This is a genomic window from Demequina pilifera (assembly GCF_048814985.1).
GTDB lineage: Bacteria > Actinomycetota > Actinomycetes > Actinomycetales > Demequinaceae > Demequina.
On the sequence record NZ_JBMDTW010000003.1, the window covers coordinates 70,791 to 89,523 of the forward strand.

The window sequence follows — 18,733 nt, forward strand, 5'->3', positions numbered from 1 at the left end:
CGCCTTAGCGTCGCAGCGGACAGTGAGTGCCGGATAGGGCGCCGATTTACGCCCTAGGGGACAATGAGTGCCGGACAGGGGCTAGTGGCGTTCTAGCAGGACCGCCACCTCGCCGTGGCGCGTGTGCGGGAACATGTCCAGCAGCCGTGCCTGGCGTGCCGCCATCGACGGCATCCAGGCGAGGTCGCGCGCGAGCGTCGTCGGGTGGCAGCTCGAATAGACCAGGGTCTGCACGCCGCTGGCGTCGATCCACCGCGACAGTTCCTCTCCCAGCCCGCGCCTGGGCGGGTTGACCACCATGGCGGCGGGCGCATCGGCCTGCCGCGTGGCCCATGCCACGGCATCGTCCGCCACGAACGAGACGTCGTCCATCGCGGCGTGGCCCTCGGCGCGGAGATCGTCTCGACTGCGCCGCGCGCTGGCGACCGCCTGTGCGCTGGTCTCGACCCCCGTCACGACACGCGGCCCGTCAGCGCCCGCCCCCGCGCAGTGAAGGGCGAAGCCGCCCACGCCGCAGTACAGGTCCCACAGGCTCGCCGGGCGGGCGTCCGCGATCCACTGCGCCACCTGCCGGTACAGCGCGGCCGCGACGTCCGTGTTGGTCTGGAAGAAGCTCTGCGGGCGCAGGTGGAGGTCGATGCCGTTGACGGTCATCGTGAGAGTCTCGCGCTCGGTCAGCACGACCTCGGCGTCTCCCTCGAGCACCGCCTTGTGCTCGGGCTGGATGTTGACGGACGCCACCGTGAGGCTCGGCAGCCGCTCCTGCAGCCAGGGCAGGTGCTTGCGGATGCGCGACAGCGCCTCGGTCGAGCGCAGCACCCACCGCACCATCAGGTCGCCGTTCGGGGCGAGCGTCACCAGCACGTGCTTGAGCTCGCCGCGCCGATGCGGCACCGAGTACGGCGCGAGCCTCGCCCGGGTCACGAACTCGGCCAAGAGGGGGAACGCCGACCCGAGAGCGGGCGGATACAGGGGGCACTCGCGCAGGTCCTGGCCCTCGCCCCTGGCGTCGAGGATGCCGATCGTCGGGGACTCGACCGTCCCCGCCACCACCATCTTCGCCTTGGTGCGGAACCCCGCCTGCTGGCTGGGCACGGCCGGCAGCCATTCGAGGCTCGGCGCGAAAGGTTCGAGCAGCGCGGCCGCGTGGGACTGCTTGTCCGCGAGCTGTCGCGGGTACGGGGTCTCGAGAATGGTGCACGAACCGCACAGCCCTGCGGCGTGATAGTCGCACCGAATCGCCTGATGGACAGGCAGGCGGTTGCCGGTGGCCTCCGGGGGCACGCTCGCGCTCACTTGTCGGGGGTGTCGGGCCCTCGCGTGGGGATCTGCTCGCTCTGGGGCTCGGGCTCGGAGCCCCCAGCGGTCCGGCCCCGCGCCGCGGGATCGGACGCGGCCTGGCGCCTGACCCGGACCTCGCCCGTGTGCGTCATGGCTCCGCGGGCGCGCTGAATGGCCTCTTTGGAGCGTTCGGCGAGCACGGGTATCTGCGAGGTGATGGGGGGCCGGTCGTCGTCATCGTCCTCGTCGGGTCCGCGACGCAGCCCGCGGTTGAAGGCGTAGAGCGTCGCGACGACGGGCACGGCGATCACCGCACCGATGATGCCGAGCGTCAGCGTGCCGGCGGAGATGGTCAGCAGCACCGCGAGCGGGTGAATCGACGCAGCCTTGCCGAACAGCCACGGGTACAGCACGTTGCCCTCGATCTGCTGCACGATCAGCACCGCACCGAGCATCAGCAGCGCGGTGGTCCACCCGCCATCCACGAGCGCGACCAACGACGCGATGATGCCGGACAGCGTCGCACCGATCAGGGGGATGAAGGAGAACAGGAACACCAGGATCGCGATGGGCAGCGCGAGCGGCACGCCCAGGATCCATGCTGCGAGCCCGATGCCGACGGCGTCGGCGAAGGCCACGAACACCGTGGTCTGGGTATAGCGCCGCAGCGTGATCCACGAGTGCAGGCCGGCCTTCTCGACGCGCTCCACGGCCTCGTCGGGAACCAGCCCCGCGGTCCAGTGCCAGATCTGACGACCGTCGCGCATGAAGAAGAACAGCGCCACCAGGGCGATGACGATACCCGCGAAGATCGTGCCGATCGCGGAGCCGACGGACAGCGCCCCCGAGGCGAGCCCCTGGGCGTTGTCCTCGAAGAAGGTCTGAATGGTACCCACGAGCTCGTCGACCTGGGATTGATCGACGCCTATTGGCCCGGTGACCAGCCAATCGATGAACGTGTCGAACCCCTCGACGGCCGCGTCGCGGAGGTCCTCGTATTCGGACATGAATGCGGTCGAGGCCAGGGTTCCGAGCCCGGCCGCCACCAGGATCAGGACGAGGATCGCGATGAGAGAGCCGAGCGCGCGCGGGAACTTGATGCGCTCCATCCACGTCACGAGGCGCTCGAGCGGCGCGGCGATGATCAGGGCGATCACCAGCGGCACGAACAGCGCCGTCAGGCTCGTGAACGTCCACACGCCCGCGACCACGATGATGCCGACCACGATCGCGCGCCAGGACCACGCCGCCGCCACGCGCAGCGTCAGCGGCACCTTATCGACCACGGACGCCTCTTTGGTGTAAAGGACACTCGAGGTAGGCCGCTTCTCAGTAGTGTTCTCGGGCATGACGCGAGCCTAACCTGCGCGCCCGACGTGAGCGGGACATGGACGGCGGCGCAGCGAAACCGCGCGGAACATGCCGGCGCGAGCGAGCGTTCTCTGGACCGGAGAGGAGTCACCGATGTTCGGAAGTTCAAAGACCAGCATGATTTCCAAGGACGAGGCGCTGCCCGGCCGTGACGAGCCCATCGAGGTGACGAACCGTCACGTGGTGCTCGGCACCCCGCTGACGGGACCGTGGCCCGAGGGTCACGAGGTGATCTACGTCGCGATGGGCTGCTTCTGGGGCACGGAGCGCGTGTTCTGGCAGATCCCTGGTGTGTACTCGACCGCCGCGGGATACATGGGCGGCTGGACGCCGAATCCCACGTACGACGAGACGTGCACCGCGCGCACCGGCCACGCTGAGGCGGTCCAGGTGGTCTACGACCCCAAAGAGGTGTCGCTCGACGACCTGTTCGCCGCGTTCTGGGAGAATCACGACCCGACCACGCTCAATCGCCAGGGCAACGACGTGGGGACCCAGTACCGCAGCGAGATCCTCGCCACCACGGACGCTCAGCTCGCCGCGGCCGAGGCCTCTCGCGACCGCTACGACGCGCTGCTGCGCGACAAGGGCTACGGGCAGGCCACGACGCAGATCGTGCGCGACCGCGACGCGGGCGACGGCACGTTCTACTACGCCGAGGACTATCACCAGGGCTACCTGTACAAGAACCCCGGCGGCTACTGCAATCACGGCTTCTGCCAGGTGGGGTACTCCCCCGCCTGACGCCTTCCCCAAGCAAAGCGGCCGATGCCAGGGTGACCCTGGCATCGGCCGCTTTGCTGGCGCCGGCTCGGCTGTGGGTATCAGCCGACCAGCGACTGCACGAACTCCAGTTGACGCGTGGTCTGGTGCGCCTGGCCGCCCTCGTGGCCGTTGTACGGGTAGACGGCCATCTCCTTGCGGACGTCCGGCGCGGAGCGGTCGCCGTACCAGTTGAAGGCGGCGTATCCCGTCGACGGCGGACACACCATGTCCATCAGCGCGACGGACATGAGGGTCGGGGCCTGAGCGCGCTTGGCGTGGTTGACGCCGTCGAAGTAGGACAAGGTGTCCAGGGTGCGCTCGCGCTCGCCGCGGAACACGGACAGGTACTGCACGACCTCCGCGTAGGGGAACTCGCTCGAGAGATCCAGCGATCGCTCGAAGTGGCACAGGAAAGGAACGTCCGACATGACGCCCGCCAGGTCCGGCACCAGGCCCGCGACCGCGAGGGCGATGCCGCCGCCCTGGGACGCTCCGGCGAAGATCACGCGCTCGGCGTCCACGCCCGGCAGGCTGCGGGCCGCGTCGACGGCCCGCACGGCGTCCGTGAAGACGCGGCGGTAGTAGTAGTCCGTGGGCTCGGTGATGCCGCGCGTCATGAAGCCAGGCGTGGCGGGGGTCGAGCCCACCGGATCAGGGGTGTCGCCGCCGCTGCCCCAGCCCGCGCCCTGTCCCCGGGTGTCGATGTAGAGGTGGGCATAGCCCGCGGCCGCCCACACGGTGCGCTCGATCGCGAGGCCGCGGCCGCCGCCGTAGCCGTTGACCTCGACCACGCACGGCAGCGCGCCGTCGACGCCTGCGGGGCGGGCGTACCAGGCCTTGATCGGATGGCCGCCGAATCCTGGGAACGTCGCGTCCTGGATCTCGACCGCGCCGAGCTCGACGGGGCCCGGGGCGAGCGCGACGTTCAGATCGTGACCACGGGCCTCGGCGAGGGTGTCACGCCAGAACTCGTCGAAGCGGGCGCTCTCGCGCACGTCGGGCCGGTACGCCTCGAGCTCGTCGAGGGGCAGGTCGAACAAAGCCATCACGCCTCCAAGGGCTTCACCAGTGCCGGCTGCGCCGGCGCACAGACGGCCGATGCGGTGGTCACCGCATCGGCCGTCTGTCTACGTCAGTCGCGGCCCTGCAGGATCGCGATGATCCGCAGGAACTCGATGTACAGCCACACCAGCGTCAGGACGATGCCGAACGCGGCCTTCCAGTCGAAGTGGGCCGGCAGGCCGTTCTTGACGCCGTTCTCGATGAAGTCGAAGTCGCCGATCAGCGAGACGCACGCGAGGATGATCGCGAAGGCGCCGATCAGGATGCCGAGCGGGATCCCGAGGATCTCGATCTCGGTGCGCAGGCCCCACGCGGAGTCGGTGCCGCCGAAGATCATCATTCCGACGTTGACCAGCGAGAACGCGATGTACGAGATGCCGCCGATGAGCAGGAACTTCTGCATCTTGGGGGTGTAGCGCACGCGGCCCGAGTGGTAGAGCCACAGGCACACCGCGAACGTGCACGCGGTCGCGATCAGGGCCTGCAGGCCCGCACCGGGCGCGTTGTACGAGGTCTCGATGAAGGTCGTGATGCCGCCGAGGAAGTAGCCCTCGACCGCGGCGTACGCGATCGCGAGCGCCGGGGGGGTGACCTTCTTGAAGATGAGCACCAGGCTCAGCACGAACCCAATGACGCCCGCGCCGATCGTGAGACCGATGTTCGGGAACATGTAGCCCGGAATCGCGAGCAGACCCGCGAGCACCACCATGCCGGCGGTCTTCGAGATCACGCCCTCGTAGCTCATGCGGCCGGTGTCGCCCGGGCCCGCGGAGGGCTGGCCGAACTGGTGGTCCAGGTCGGCGGCCGAGACTTCCTTGCCGTTCTGGTCGTACGTCGCTCCGGGCTTGAAAGCGCTGTTGGTGCTGAATGCGGGGCTGGCCACAAGGTCCTCCTCGATAATGGTCTGCCCAATCATAACTGCGCGCTATGACGCCCCGGCATCGTCCGATCGGACGAGTCTGGTGCCCCCGACGGGATTCGAACCCGTACTGGACCGGGTTTAAGCCGGTTGCCTCTGCCGGTTGGGCTACGGGGGCGTGGGGTCGATCATCCCGCGCCACGACAGTTTGAACCAATCCGACCCCGCCGCGCGTCCGACGGGCCGGATGAACTCGGTCGCGATCGCTGGCGCGCGCTCAGGGCTCACTGCCGGGCACAGTTCATCCGGTCCGTCGATGGTCGCGAAGACACGACGAGGGCCCCGGCACCGTGTCTGGCGCCGGGGCCCTCGCTGGTGCTCAACGGTTAGCTGTCGAGCCCGTCGTAGCGGTAGAGGAACGTGGCCATGGCGTCACGGGTGGTCTCACCGAAGGGTCGGAACTCGACGCCCGCAGACGTCTCCCAGCCCTCAGTGATGCCGGTGGACTCCAACCAGGTGATCTCCGTGTAGAACTCCGTGTTCGAGGTCGTGATGTCCTCGAACGGCGAGCTCGTGGGTGCCTCCCAGTCGGGCTCACCCGCCATGCGGTACAGGAACGCCGCCATCGCATCACGCGTGATCGGCTCGAAGGGACGGAACTCCATTCCCTCGTCGGTGCTCCAGCCCTCAGTGATGCCCTGGCCGGCAAGCCACACGATCTCCTTGTAGAACTCCGTGTTGTCCGGGGTGATGTCCTCGAACGGAGACTCCTCGGGAAGCGTCACGTCCGGCGAACCTGAATAGCGGTATAGGAACGCCGCCATCGCATCACGCGTGATCGAGCGGAAGGTACGGAACTCCGTGCCCGCCTCAGTCTCCCAACCCGTCGTGATGCCCTGCTCGGAGAGCCACATGATCGACTCGTAGTGCTCCAGCGACTCGTCGACGTCCACGAACATGGGCTCGTCGCCGGCGACCGTGACGACGTAGTCGTCGCTGGTCACCGTCTGGCCCGCCGAGTCCGTCACGATGGCCGTGAAGACCACGTCCGATCCGGCGTTCTCCTCGGTCGGTGCCCAGGTGAACGCGTACGGAGACGTGCTCAGCGTCGCGACGTGCTCGCCGTCGGCCAGCAGCTCGACGGACTGGACGGCGAAGTCATCCTTCGCACGCACCAGCGGCGCGAGCTCCACGCCCGGGTCGACCACGAGGCCGGTCCCGGGATCGACGATCGCAGCCGTGGGTGCCTCGTCCACCACTGCCCCGACGCCCGTCGGCACGCCTTCTGGCGACGTCTGGGACGGGTCGGTGATGGTGTCCGTCACGGTGACGTCGGGCGCCTCGACGAGCGATACCTGCTCGGTCGCATTGCCCGTGACGCGGCTCATCGTGACGAATCCGTCGACGCCGTGGCGGAACTCCACTCCCACCTGCTCGAACTCGTCGCTGCCCGAGCCCGCGACCACCGTGTTGCTCACGTAGCCGTGCTGGCGGATCCCGGCGTCGATGTCGTTGCCGGGGTCCCCATCGGCACCGCGGCCGCCGTCGAACAGGATGCCGCCCGACTGGTAGCCGGTGACGACGCTGTCCGTGACGGTGAGCTCAGTCTCGACCGTGCCCGGACCCGCGCCCTGCAGGTAGTTCGTCTTCACGATTCCCCAGCCGTGAGGGCTGGCGTCACGCTCGTCCTCGTTCGCTCCCACCGCGAGCGGGCCGATCACGCTGTCCGCGATCCGTCCCGCCGTGTTGAGGAACGCGATGCCCGCCTCGGCGTGCACCGAGCCCGAGGTCACCGTGACTCCGGAAAGGTCGAGGAACAGCTCGTTCGTGTCGGTCGAGCCGAGCGACTGACGCGAGACGGTGATGACGTTGCCGCCGCCGTCGCGCAGGTACGGGGTCGTGCCGGCCAGCGTCGTGAGGCTCTGGTCAGGCATGATCGTCACCTTGTCGGCGCCCGCGCCCTTGATCTTCAAGGGCTTGCGGATCGTGAGGCCGTTCGTCGCGCCCTCGGCGGCCGGCGTGCGAGCGCTGTCGACCGGGGTCGAGCTCTCCACGTACGTGCCGTCGCAGACCACGATGGTGTCCCACGGCGATGCGTAGTCCACCGCCTCCTGGATGCCCGAGAAGTTCGCGTTCGGGCACTGCACGCGGTCGTCGTCGACGACCCACGTGACGTTCGACGCCGGGTCGGCGACGGTGTCGGGCAGGCTCAACTCGCCCGGGGTGTTGTCGGTCTCGGCGACGAATGCCGCCGGGTCCGGTCCGGTCGCGGGGGCGCCGTGGCCGGCACCCGCGTTCGGGGTCACGCCGTCGGACAGGATGAGCGGCTCGGCGGAGGCAGCCTCCTGGAACCGCACGTCGGCGAGCTGGATCGATCCCGACGCGGGCGTGCCGTCGGTGCCGAAGCGCAGCTCGAGGCTCGCGAGCGACGACAGGTCGACGCCCTGGCCCGAGAACTCCGTCAACGGCACCCGGACCTGCTCGAGGACGATGTGCGTGTGACGCGTCTTGTCACCGGTCGACATGTGCAGGGCGTTGCCCCAGCGGGGGTCGCCCGCGTTCACCGTCGCCTCGTGACCGTCGGTGTCGGTCAGCACGAGCTCGAAGTCCTGCGTCGATGCGGCCGGGTCGAACAGCACCTCTGCCTCGGGGTCGTACGCCGGGTCCTCCTCGTCGCGCACCACGTAGCCGGGGTTGCGCGGGTCGAAGAAGTTGACGTCCGCGCTGAACGCGAGCGCCTTGAGACCGGTGGCGTCCTTCGACGCCGCAGGGATCTGCGCCGTCAGGGTCGCGGGCGTGCCGTCCTCCCATGCGAGCGCCAGCTGGCGGCCGTACGAGTGGTTGATCGGCGAGTTCTCGCGTGTGCCGTTCTGTCCGCCGACCTCGTCGGGGTTCGGAAGGGGGCACGCCTTCTGAGCGTCAGGGTTGCCCGAGATGCCCAGCACACCGGGCGCGAACTGGTCGGGCTCCGGGTTGCACCAGTCGAAGCCAGTCGCCGGCTCGGGCCGCGGGTCCACGCCGCCGTTGTCGGGGTACGGGTTGGCGAATCCGGTGCCGCTCAGGGTTCCGCCCAGCGCGTTGAGCGCCAGCGGGCTCTCCACCTCGGGACGGATGATGTCGATCCGCTCGTTGGAAGGTGCGAAGTACGTGGTCGTCACTCGTTCCTCGCACTCGATGGCCTTGTCACCGTCGGTGATGTCGGGGCAGGCCGATGCGGGGATCTGCAGGTGAGACTCGGTGGTCGACAGCTCGCCCGTCATGTAGGGCTCGAATGCTCCCTCACCACCCACGTAGCGGCGGAAGAACGAGGCCATGGACGCGAGCCCCAGCTTCTCCTGGGCACCCATGCGGTCGGGGTCGCCGGAGATCTTGGTGTTGACCTCGGGGTTGTACGTGTCGCTGTTGTCGATCACGTAGGACGCCGGGTCGTAGCTGGCCGCACCGCTCAGGCGCAGGTTGTTGTCGCGCACGTTGCGGTCGTTCGACGGGCGGCTGTCACCGCACGCGGCATCGTTCGAGTTCGTGCCGTCCTGACCATCGGCGACCCACACGGTGTTGTACCAGTTGTGGTTTCCGCCCTGGTGAGAGACCTGGATCGATGGGAACGGGTTCGCACCGTTGATGTACTGGCTGCGCTCGAACATGCGCGCACCCTGAAGGTTCGACACGTCGCCGTCACACCACGGCAGGATCGTCATGTACGGCACGCCGTAGGGGGCCTTGCGCTCGTAATCGACGGGCGCGAGGGAGATGACGCCGCGGATGGGATAGCGAGGGCCATCCGTCCGGATGCGGTTGTAGTCGATGAAGCTCGTGACGGCATCGCCACCGCGCGAGTGGCCCATCAGGCCGATGCGCGACATGTCGAGCTTGCCCGCGAGGGTGTCGCCGATGGTGGTGTGCTCGTCGTCGGGCAGCCCGCCGGGCTCGTTGGCGGCGGAGAGCGCGTCGAGCGTGGCGGCGATAAGCATGCGGCGCTGGTGCATGCCCTTGCCGGCCCAGCCGTCCTGGCGCATCATCATCTCGTCCTGCGACACCGAGAACACGGTGTAGCCCCAGCTCGCGAGGTTCTCACCGAGGTACGCGTAGCCAGCCTCGTTGCGCTTGTACTCCTCGCAGGTCGCGGTCGATCGGTCCTGTCCGGCATCGCATGAGCCGTGGTTTCCGTGCACCAGCAGCAGCAGCGGCGAAGGCTCCGCACGGTCGGCGGGCGAGTAGAGCGCTCCACGGATCTCCAGACTCACGGGAGCCTGCGAGGTGCCCTCGTCCGGCGCGTTGCCCGACGAGTTCGGCTCCTGCAGGTCCGCGAGGCCGAGCTTGGTCTCCTGGATCGTGCTGGGCGTGTACGAACCGCGGTCCAGCGGATCGGGCACGGTGCCGGCGTCGAGTGCGACGGCGACGGGGTCGGCGGCTGGCGGGTCGTTGACGAGGGCGCCTGCGGCAACGGGTTCCGAAGCCGAGGCAGATAGTGGGGGCAAGAGCAGTGTTGCTGCCAGGGCACCTGTGACAAGCGCGCGCCAGCGTATAGAACGGGATGCCTTCACGGCGGTCCTCTTCCTATTGTGCGGATCGGGGGAGACACCGCGGGGACCGGGGGCCGGCAAGCGGTGCCAGTGACACGCTAGAGAGAGAACATTTCGTAGAGGGCCGTATTTATGTTTCGCCTAAGTAAAACTATCTTGGGAGGTCGCCTGCTAAGTGGGGCCTCCTTACCGGCAGCGGCCGATGCGCGGGCGGGGTGTGTATCGCAGCGCGCGGCTCAGCAATGCTGACGCCACCTCACGTCTGAGAGCTCAGTGCCGCTCGGCGGCGGAGAACGCGATCCCGTCCAGGATGTCGTGCTCGCTCGTGACCGCGGTGTCGAGAGCGCCGCCCTGGGACGCGACCTCGTCCCGCACGCGCAGCATGACCTCGCGCCACACGAGCGCCCCGGCGCCGATCACGTCCACGCGTCCCGGGTGCATGAAGGGCATCGCGGTGCGCCCATCGTGGTTCGCGGCCAGCAGCTCCTCGCACGAGCGGGCGGCGACGTCGATCGACAGCTCGGTGCCGTTGATGGCCTCGCGGGAGTACTCGTCGAGGTCGAGAGCGTGCGCGGTCACGGTGGTGATGGTTCCCGCCAGCCCCACGAGGGTGCGGGCCCCGCCGAGCGGCACGTCCACCATCGCCGCGTCGAGCGCCGCCCTCACGTCCGCCTGCGCCGCGGCGACCTGCGCCACGGCGGGCGGGTCGGCGTGGAGGTGGCGCTCGGTCATCCGCACGCAGCCCACGTCCATCGAGTGCACCGCCTCGGGGGCAAGGTCCCCGAGCACCAGCTCCGTCGAGCCGCCGCCCAGGTCGACCACGAGGTATGGGCCGGGACGCGACGCGTCGAGCGCGCTGAGGGCGCCCCGGAAGGACAGCTGCGCCTCCTCGGCCCCGGTGATCACCTCCGGAGCGACCCCCAGGCGCTCGCGCACCCCCTCGATGAACTCGTCGCGGTTGCGCGCGTCCCGAGTCGCGGACGTCGCCACGAAGCGGATCGACTCGACGCCGTGCTCGCGGCACTGCTCCGCGTACTCTGCCGTGGCGGCGAGCGTGCGCTCGAGGGCCTCGGGCGCGAACTCCCCTGTGCGGTCCACGCCCTGGCCCAGGCGCACCACGAGCATGCGACGCACCACGTCGGTGAGCGCTCCGGAGTCCAGGTCGACGTCGGCGATCAGCAGGCGGATCGAGTTGGTCCCACAGTCGATCGCGGCAACGCGGGGCATCAGGCCTCCTGGGAGTGAGGATCGGGGTCGGCGGACCACGCTGCGTCCGGCTCGGAGCCGATCGACGGGCACGTGCAGCGATCGGGCCGCCAGTGGCCACCGATCATCTCGAGCGCCTCGTCACCGAGGGGGTTCACCCCGGGACCCGCCGCGAGCGCATGGCCCACGAGCACGTGCAGGCACTTGACCCGGTCGGGCATGCCGCCGGCGGAGATGCCGTCGATCTCGGGCACGTCGCCCAGCTCGGCGCGCTCCTCGAGGTACGACTCGTGCGCGCGCCGGTAGTGCTGCGCGAGGTCGGGATCCGAGGCGAGCCGCTCGTTCATGTCGCGCATGGTGCCGCGTGCCTCGAGAGTGGACACGGCCGCGACGGCCTCGGGGTGAGTGAGGTAGTACTGCGTGGGGAAGGGTGTGCCGTCGGGAAGCCGCGGGGCGGTGTGCACCACGGTCGGGTTGCCGCACACGCAGCGGGCGGCGATCGCGACGACTCCGCGGGGCTGACGCCCCAGCTGCGCCGCCAGGACGGTCAGATCGGCCTCGGTGGCAGGGGTGTCGCTCACTCTCCGAAGTCTACGTCGGTGAGCGGCTCGTTCTCCCCGATCTCCTCCTCGGCGTCGCCGGTGCCGGCGGCGCCGTCCGCGCGGCCCTTCTCCCCCGATTCGGCCGCTTCCCCCGCGCGCTGCTCGCCTCCTGCCACCAGGACCGAATCCCACAACCTGTCGTACCAGGGCGCGCCCGCCGCCACCGCCGGCTGCCGGTCCGCCGCGGGTGAGCCCGTCGCGGGACCGTCCACGGTCTCGGCGTCGACCACGCGGAACGGGGTCTCGCCGGGGAACACGTAGGCCAGCCGCTCTCGCGCCTGCGCCACGATGAAGGCCCTGTCGTCCCAACGCGCGAGCTCAGCGTTCAAGTGGTCGACCTCGGCCTGCGCCGCGGCCGCATCCTCCCGGAGCTCGGCCAGCGTGGCCTGCTGATCGACGTAGGCGCGGACCGATGGCGCCACGACTGCGATCGCGAGCGCGATCACGAGCAGGGTCACCGCCGCACGCCACGTCAGCATCGCCGTCCACGAGCCACGAGGCCGCGCAGGGTCGAGTGATGGTGTGGGGGCGGGAACGGAGCGGCCGGGACCCGACGGCCCTCCGGGCCGCGTCTGCGGCCGGCGCACCGACCCCGTCGACGGGCCCTGGCGACGCGAAGCGCGCGCGTCAGCCGTGCGCCGCGGGGCCCGTGGGGCAGGCCGCGGCGCGCCGGGACGGGTGGGGGCGCTCACGGAAGTGATTGTCTCAGCGCCGCCGCGCACCGGGCACCGCGCGCGCCGCGCGTCGCCACAATCGCCGTCGCGGGTCCGGCGCTGGCCGGGCCCGCGAGTGCGCCGCGTCGACGGACAGCACCCCCGGACATGGCAGAGGCCGCGGGCCGCCTGAGCGACCCGCGGCCTCGTGAGCCGTGAAGCGTTACGCCGAGTAGCGGCGCGGGAACGCCGAGGTGCCGGCGTACGCGGCGGCGTCGTCCAGCTCCTCCTCGATGCGCAGCAGCTGGTTGTACTTCGCGATGCGCTCGCCGCGGGCGGGCGCTCCGGTCTTGATCTGGCCGGTGTTGAGCGCGACGGAGAGGTCCGCGATCGTGACGTCCTCGGTCTCGCCCGAGCGGTGCGACACCATCGACGTGAAGCCCGCGCGAGTCGCCATGGACACCGCGTCGATGGTCTCGGTGAGCGTGCCGATCTGGTTCAGCTTCACGAGCAGGGCGTTCGCCGAGTTCTCGTCGATGCCGCGCTTGAGGCGCGTGGGGTTGGTGACGAACAGGTCGTCTCCCACGATCTGCACCTTGTCGCCGATGCGGGCGGTGAGGCCCGCCCAGCCGGTCCAGTCGTCCTCGTCCAGCGGGTCCTCGATCGACACCAGCGGGTAGTCGGCGACGAGCTGCTCGTAGAAGTCGGCCATCCCCTCGGGCGACTTCTGGCCGCCCTCCCAGTTGTACTGACCGTCCTCGAAGAACTCGGTGGCCGCGACGTCGAGCGCGAGTGCCACGTCGTCGCCGGGCTTGAGGCCCGCCTTCTCGATCGCGACCAGGATCAGGTCGAGCGCCTCGCGGTTCGACGCGAGGTTGGGTGCGAAGCCGCCCTCGTCGCCCAGCCCGGTGGCCAGGCCGCGCTCCTTGAGCACGGACTTGAGGGCGTGGTAGACCTCCGCGCCGTAGCGGTAGGCCTCACGGAACGTGGGGGCGCCGACGGGAGCGATCATGAACTCCTGGATGTCAACGTTCGAATCCGCGTGCGATCCACCGTTCAGGATGTTCATCATGGGCACGGGCAGCAGGTGCGCGTTCGGGCCGCCGATGTAGCGGAACAGCGCCAGGTCGGCCGAGTCGGCGGCAGCCTTGGCGACCGCGAGCGACACGCCGAGGATCGCGTTCGCGCCCAGCTTGCCCTTGTTGTCGGTGCCGTCCAGGTCCAGCATGGTCTGGTCGATGATGCGCTGCTCGGTGGCGTCCAGGCCGACGATCTCCGGGGCGATCTCGTCGATGACCGCGTCCACGGCCTGCTCGACGCCCTTGCCGAGGTAGCGGTTCTTGTCGCCATCGCGACGCTCGACCGCCTCGAAGGCGCCGGTGGAGGCGCCGGAGGGGACCGCGGCGCGCGAGAACGTGCCGTCCTCCAGCGCGACCTCGACCTCCACGGTGGGGTTGCCGCGCGAGTCAAGAATCTCGCGGGCGCCAATAGCCTCAATGCTGGCCATGATGCTCCTTCAGTTTGCTGGGGGTTTCTCTTTGGAGTCTATCGGCGCACGATTTGCCTCGCGCACCGACGTAGGTCCTAGTCGGATGAATGTTCGGTGGCCCCGGCCGATGCGGACTCGGCCTCGCGGGCAGCCGTCTCGTAGTCTCGGGTCGCCTGGCGCAGCGCGGCCTCCGCGTCGACGCCCTCGGCCTGCGCGCGCGCCACGATCGCGAGCAGTTGGGGGCCGATGCCCACACCGGCGGGGTCTCGCACGTCCAGCTGCGCGCGGGAGGCGCGCGAGATGACCTTCTGGGCACGCGCGAGGGCGGGCTGGGATGCGGGGATGCCGTCCATCACGGAGTCGCGGCCCTTGGTCGCCTTCTTGATGCGCTCCCAGTTGGCGCTGACCTGCTCGGCCGTGGCCGCATCGGCGTCCGCGAACACGTGGGGGTGGCGTTCGACGAGCTTGTCCGCGACGGATGTCGCGACGTCGTCGATGTCGAACGGGTCCTCGGCGTGCTCGGCCGCGACGCGAGCGTGGAACACGACCTGCAGCAGCACGTCGCCCAGCTCCTCGCGCAGGTCGGCGCGGGTGCCGGTCTCGATCGCCTCGAGCAGTTCGTGCACCTCCTCGAGGGCGTAGGGCGCGAGCGACTCGTGAGTCTGTTCGGCGTCCCACGGGCAGCCGCCGGGCGAGCGCAGGCGGTCCATCACCTCGACGAGCCGGGCGAGGCCCGCGCCCTCGACGTGGGCCGTCACTCGGTGGCGAGCCAGGGCGAGTCGGCCGCGGTCAGGCCGTTGACCGCGTTGAAGCTCGTGAACCAGACGGGAGAGCCGCCGTTCGCCTCGGCGGTCGCGATCTCGACGGCCTGCAGCACTGACGCTATGAAGGCATCGGCGTCGAAGTCTCCGCTGCGGGAGTTCGTGACGGCGTCGGCCTCGACCTGCTCCGCGACCGACTGCAGCGCGCTGAGGTCCTCGGGAAGCAGCGTGAACGCGGCCAACAGGAAGGCGCCTTCGATCGCGTCGACCATCGCGTCGCTGGGCTCGTCCTGGATGCCCTGCGTGCGCAGCACCACCATGGCCTGCTGCTCCGCCTGCGTGCGGTGATACTGGTAGTCGATCTCGCCCGTCGCCGCGAGCAGCGGCTCGCGCATCATCTCCAGCGTGATGACGCTGCGGCGCGCGGCGGGGGCGGCCGCCTCCTCATCCCACGCGTCCTGCAACATCGACACCCGGTCGTTCGAGAGGGTCACTCCCTCGACCACGGCTGCGGCTCCAGGGGCGGCGGGCTGACCAGGGACGGCGCACCCCGTCAGCAGGAGCGCTGCTCCCGCGAGGACGCCGCCGAAGGCACGGTTACGGACGCTCATCTTCATGGCCCTCATCCTACGGGCGCGGGGCTCGTGACCCGAATCACCTCGCGCACCCACTCCAGGACCGGGAGACCCTCGACCGGGGATCCCCCCAGGCGCGCGGTGAGAGGGGCGGGCACAAGCACCTGACGCACGGCGGGCTTGATGAGCGTGCCCGGGTAGATCCGAGTGATGCGCATGGCCGCGGAGTCCGGCAGCTCGAGCGGGCTGAACCGGATGAACTTGCCCTGCGCCACGACGTCCGTGATGCCGGCCTCGCGCACCTCGATCCGCAGCCTCGCCACCGCGAACAGGTTCTCGACGGGCTCGGGGAGGTTGCCGTAGCGGTCGCGCAGCTCCTCCTCGATGGCCGCGAGCGCGGACTCGTCGGTGGCATCGGCGATCTTCCGGTACGCCTCGAGACGCAGCCGCTCGTGCTCGATGTATTCGGTGGGCAGGTGCGCGTCGATGGGCAGGTCGAGCGTCATCGGCGCGCGCTCGGGCTCGCCCTCACCGCGGAAGTCCGCGACGGCCTCGCCCACCAGGCGGATGTACAGGTCGAAGCCCACACCCTCGATGTGGCCCGACTGCTCCCCACCCAGGAGGTTGCCCGCTCCGCGGATCTCGAGGTCCTTCATCGCGACGGCCATGCCGGCGCCCAGATCGGTGTTGGCCGCGATGGTCTGCAGGCGATCGTGGGCGGTCTCCGTCAGGGTGCGATCCATGGGGTAGAGGAAGTACGCGTAGGCACGCTCGCGGGCGCGCCCCACGCGGCCGCGCAGCTGGTGCAGCTGGGACAGCCCGAAGGTGTCGGCGCGCTCGACGATCAGCGTGTTGGCGTTCGGGATGTCCAGTCCCGTCTCGACGATGGTGGTGCACACCAGCACGTCGTACTTGCGGTCGTAGTAGTCGACGATGACCTGTTCGAGCTGCTTCTCGCTCATCTGCCCGTGGGCGACCGCGATGCGGGCCTCCGGCACCAGCTCGGACAGCCTCCTCGCCGCGGACGTGATGGTCTTCACCGAGTTGTGGATGTAGAAGGCCTGGCCGTCGCGCATGAGCTCGCGGCGGATCGCCGCCGCGACCTGGGGGTTCTCGTACGGACCCACGTACGTCAGGATCGGGTGGCGCTCCTCCGGCGGGGTCGCGAGCGTCGACATCTCGCGGATCCCGGTCACGGCCATCTCGAGGGTGCGCGGGATCGGCGTGGCGGACATCGACAGCACGTCCACGTCCGTGCGCATGGCCTTGAGCGTCTCCTTGTGCTCGACGCCGAACCGCTGCTCCTCGTCGATGATGATCAGTCCCAGGTCCTTGAACCGCACCTGGCCCGTGATGAGCCGGTGGGTGCCGATCACCAGGTCCACGGTGCCGTCGGACAGGCCCTGGACGACCTCCTTGGCCTCCTTGTCACTCTGGAAGCGTGACAGCGACGCGACCTTCACCGGGAACTGCGCGAACCGCTCGGTGAAGGTGTCGACGTGCTGCTTGACCAGCAGAGTGGTGGGGCACAGCACCGCCACCTGGGCGCCGTCCTGGATGGCCTTGAAGGCGGCGCGCAGCGCGATCTCGGTCTTGCCGAAGCCGACGTCGCCGCACACCAGCCGGTCCATCGGAACGGACTTCTCCATGTCGGCCTTGACCTCGTCGATGCTGCTGAGCTGATCAGGAGTCTCGACGTAGGCGAAGGCCTCCTCGAGCTCGCGCTGCCACGGGGTGTCGGGGCCGAACTCGCGGCCCTGCGACGCCATGCGCGCCGAGTACAGCCGGATGAGTTCGCCGGCGATCTCCTTGACCGCGCGGCGCGCGCGCCCCTTGGTCTTCGCCCAGTCGGAGCCGCCCATCTTGTTGACCGACGGCGACTCCCCGCCGACGTACTTGGTCACCAGGTCCAGCTGATCGGTGGGCACCGACAGCCGGTCGGCCGCGCCGCCGCGCTTGGAGGGCGCGTACTCGATCACCAGGTACTCGCGCTCGACGCCGCGCACCGTGCGCTTGGTGAGCTCGACGAACCGGCCCACCCCGTGGCTCTCGTGCACCACGAAGTCGCCGGTGCGCAGCTGCAGCGGATCCACGACGTTGCGGCGCCGGCTGGGAACCTTGACCTTAGGCCCCGCCGCCGCGGCCGAGCGGCCCGTGAGGTCGGATTCGTTCAGGACCAGCACCTTGGCGGCCGCGGACTGGAAGCCCGTCCCCGTGATGTGCGGCACGATCGCGACCACGTCCTGAACGGGCTCGTACTCGTCCATGACACGCGCGGCGATGTCCAGCTCGGCGCATTGCTCGGCGAGCCGATGCGCGGAGCCGGTGCCCGCGGCCGTGATCACCACGCGCCAGCCTTCGGCGACGCGCGAGCGCACGGCGACCAGCGCCTTCTCCAGCCGGCCCCGGTAGTCCTCGACGTCCGTGACCGAGGCGACGACCGCATCGGCCGTGCCGAACGGGCCGATGGTCGCCCAGTCCAGGCCGCGCGCCTCGGAGGCCTCGCGGATCTCGTCGAGCGACAGGAACGTCGCGGCGGCGGGCTCGATGGGCGCCTCACCTCCGGCGGTCGCGCTCACCCACGCAGCGGCGCGAAACTCGTCGGCCGTGCGCGTGAGGTCCTCTGCCCGGCGGGCGAGCCGCTCGGGCTCCACCGCGACCACGCGGGTCGCGCGCGGGAAGGACTCGGTGATGGGCACCAGCCGGTCGACGAGCACCGGGATCAGGCTCTCCATCCCCTCGACCGCGACGCCGGACGCGATGCGGCCCAGCATCTCGGCGGCGGCGGGGATCTCGTCGGCCAGCGAGGCCGCGCGGCGGCGCACGTCATCGGTGAGCAGCAGTTCGCGGCACGGGGGCGCCCACAGCAGCTCGACATCGACGAGTGAGCGCTGATCGGCGACCGAGAACGACCGCATCGAGTCGACCTCGTCGCCAAAGAACTCGATCCGCACCGGGTGGGGGTCCGTCGGCGCGAACACGTCGACGATCCCGCCGCGCACCGCGAACTCGCCGCGGCGCTCGACCATATCCACGCGCGTGTAGGCGGCGTCGCCGAGCGCGTCCGTCAGCGACGTCAGGTCCGTGACGTCTCCCACGCGCAGGGACACGGGTGCGAGGTCCGCCAGGTCCGGGATCACGGGCTGCAGCAGCGCGCGCAGCGGGGTGACCACCACGCTGGCGGGCGGCAGGCCGGCCTCGCGCTCGACGGCCTCGGGGTGGACCAGCCGCCGCAGCGTCGCGAGGCGTCGCGCCACGGTGTCGGAGCGGGGGCTCAGGCGCTCGTGCGGGAGCGTCTCCCATGCCGGAAGGGTGGTCACGGTCGCGGGGTCGAGGAACGAGCCGAGCGCGGCCGCGAACGTGTCCGCATCGCCGGAGGTCGCGGTGACGACCACGACCGGCGCGCCCGCGTCGGCCACGGTGCGCGCGACCAGGGCGGGCGCCGCCGCGGTGGGGGCCACCAGGTGGCCCGCCTCGATCACGGGAAGGTCGACGTCGCTCAGCAGACGGGTCAGTGGGCGGGTCACGGGAGCCTCCAGGGCATGCGAAGCGACCGGAATCTCCGGCACTGCATCTTACGTTCCTC

General features: G+C 70.0%; 13 protein-coding genes and 1 tRNA gene. 1 reads left to right on the plus strand and 13 read right to left on the minus strand.

What is annotated here, in order from left to right:
* Window positions 1–81 precede the first annotated feature (81 nt).
* Together rlmC and ACNI14_RS05525 are read right to left on the minus strand one after the other, a co-directional pair.
* Complete coding sequence (rlmC, locus tag ACNI14_RS05520) at window positions 82–1,239, minus strand: 23S rRNA (uracil(747)-C(5))-methyltransferase RlmC (RefSeq protein ID WP_420519422.1); 1,158 nt, start codon at window positions 1,237–1,239, stop codon at window positions 82–84.
* A gap of 53 nt (window positions 1,240–1,292) precedes the next feature.
* Window positions 1,293–2,630, minus strand: coding sequence for an AI-2E family transporter (locus ACNI14_RS05525; RefSeq protein WP_420518964.1), 1,338 nt, complete (start codon window positions 2,628–2,630; stop codon window positions 1,293–1,295).
* 139 nt (window positions 2,631–2,769) lie between these two features.
* Between ACNI14_RS05525 and msrA the strand changes: the two genes are divergently transcribed.
* The gene (gene msrA / locus ACNI14_RS05530) at window positions 2,770–3,396 is read left to right on the plus strand and encodes a peptide-methionine (S)-S-oxide reductase MsrA (protein WP_420518965.1); all 627 of its coding nucleotides are present in this window, start codon (window positions 2,770–2,772) and stop codon (window positions 3,394–3,396) included.
* An 80-nt stretch (window positions 3,397–3,476) separates the two neighbouring features.
* Here msrA and ACNI14_RS05535 read toward each other — a convergent pair whose 3' ends face one another.
* The 11 genes from ACNI14_RS05535 to mfd form a co-directional block, all read right to left on the minus strand.
* Window positions 3,477–4,463 carry an acetylxylan esterase gene (locus ACNI14_RS05535; RefSeq protein WP_420518966.1) on the minus strand — a complete coding sequence of 329 codons (987 nt, stop codon included), beginning with the start codon at window positions 4,461–4,463 and terminating at the stop codon, window positions 3,477–3,479.
* A gap of 86 nt (window positions 4,464–4,549) precedes the next feature.
* Window positions 4,550–5,362: a Bax inhibitor-1/YccA family protein gene (locus tag ACNI14_RS05540; protein WP_420518967.1), complete on the minus strand. Its 813-nt coding sequence runs from the start codon at window positions 5,360–5,362 to the stop codon at window positions 4,550–4,552.
* A gap of 77 nt (window positions 5,363–5,439) precedes the next feature.
* Window positions 5,440–5,516, minus strand: a tRNA-Leu gene (locus ACNI14_RS05545).
* A 208-nt stretch (window positions 5,517–5,724) separates the two neighbouring features.
* Entirely contained in the window at window positions 5,725–9,816 is a 4,092-nt protein-coding gene (locus ACNI14_RS05550; RefSeq protein ID WP_420518968.1) for an Ig-like domain-containing protein, read from the minus strand.
* A 315-nt stretch (window positions 9,817–10,131) separates the two neighbouring features.
* On the minus strand, window positions 10,132–11,088 hold the full coding sequence (locus tag ACNI14_RS05555; protein ID WP_420518969.1) for a Ppx/GppA phosphatase family protein: 957 nt from the start codon (window positions 11,086–11,088) through the stop codon (window positions 10,132–10,134).
* Window positions 11,088–11,648, minus strand: coding sequence for a DUF501 domain-containing protein (locus ACNI14_RS05560; RefSeq protein ID WP_420518970.1), 561 nt, complete (start codon window positions 11,646–11,648; stop codon window positions 11,088–11,090). The genes ACNI14_RS05555 and ACNI14_RS05560 overlap by 1 nt, the downstream gene beginning before the upstream one ends.
* On the minus strand, window positions 11,645–12,148 hold the full coding sequence (locus ACNI14_RS05565; protein WP_420518971.1) for an FtsB family cell division protein: 504 nt from the start codon (window positions 12,146–12,148) through the stop codon (window positions 11,645–11,647). Before ACNI14_RS05565 ends, ACNI14_RS05560 begins: the two co-directional genes overlap by 4 nt.
* Window positions 12,149–12,545: 397 nt before the next feature.
* The gene (gene eno / locus ACNI14_RS05570; RefSeq protein WP_420518972.1) at window positions 12,546–13,829 is read right to left on the minus strand and encodes a phosphopyruvate hydratase; all 1,284 of its coding nucleotides are present in this window, start codon (window positions 13,827–13,829) and stop codon (window positions 12,546–12,548) included.
* A 77-nt stretch (window positions 13,830–13,906) separates the two neighbouring features.
* Window positions 13,907–14,569, minus strand: a complete 663-nt coding sequence (mazG, locus tag ACNI14_RS05575) for a nucleoside triphosphate pyrophosphohydrolase (protein WP_420518973.1) — start codon at window positions 14,567–14,569, stop codon at window positions 13,907–13,909.
* Window positions 14,566–15,183 (minus strand): hypothetical protein, encoded by a 618-nt coding sequence (locus ACNI14_RS05580; RefSeq protein ID WP_420518974.1) that lies wholly within the window; start codon window positions 15,181–15,183, stop codon window positions 14,566–14,568. The genes mazG and ACNI14_RS05580 overlap by 4 nt, the downstream gene beginning before the upstream one ends.
* A gap of 11 nt (window positions 15,184–15,194) precedes the next feature.
* Window positions 15,195–18,674: a transcription-repair coupling factor gene (gene mfd / locus ACNI14_RS05585; protein WP_420518975.1), complete on the minus strand. Its 3,480-nt coding sequence runs from the start codon at window positions 18,672–18,674 to the stop codon at window positions 15,195–15,197.
* Window positions 18,675–18,733: the final 59 nt, after the last annotated feature.

Bases quoted from the DNA above. Each gene is read 5' to 3' on its own strand.
- ACNI14_RS05525 (WP_420518964.1), bottom strand. From the start codon at position 2,630: ATGCCCGAGAACACTACTGAGAAGCGGCCTACCTCGAGTGTCCTTTAC.
- msrA (WP_420518965.1), top strand. From the start codon at position 2,770: ATGATTTCCAAGGACGAGGCGCTGCCCGGCCGTGACGAGCCCATCGAG.
- ACNI14_RS05535 (WP_420518966.1), bottom strand. From the start codon at position 4,463: ATGGCTTTGTTCGACCTGCCCCTCGACGAGCTCGAGGCGTACCGGCCC.
- ACNI14_RS05555 (WP_420518969.1), bottom strand. From the start codon at position 11,088: ATGCCCCGCGTTGCCGCGATCGACTGTGGGACCAACTCGATCCGCCTG.
- ACNI14_RS05565 (WP_420518971.1), bottom strand. From the start codon at position 12,148: ATGCTGACGTGGCGTGCGGCGGTGACCCTGCTCGTGATCGCGCTCGCG.
- eno (WP_420518972.1), bottom strand. From the start codon at position 13,829: ATGGCCAGCATTGAGGCTATTGGCGCCCGCGAGATTCTTGACTCGCGC.
- ACNI14_RS05580 (WP_420518974.1), bottom strand. From the start codon at position 15,183: ATGAGCGTCCGTAACCGTGCCTTCGGCGGCGTCCTCGCGGGAGCAGCG.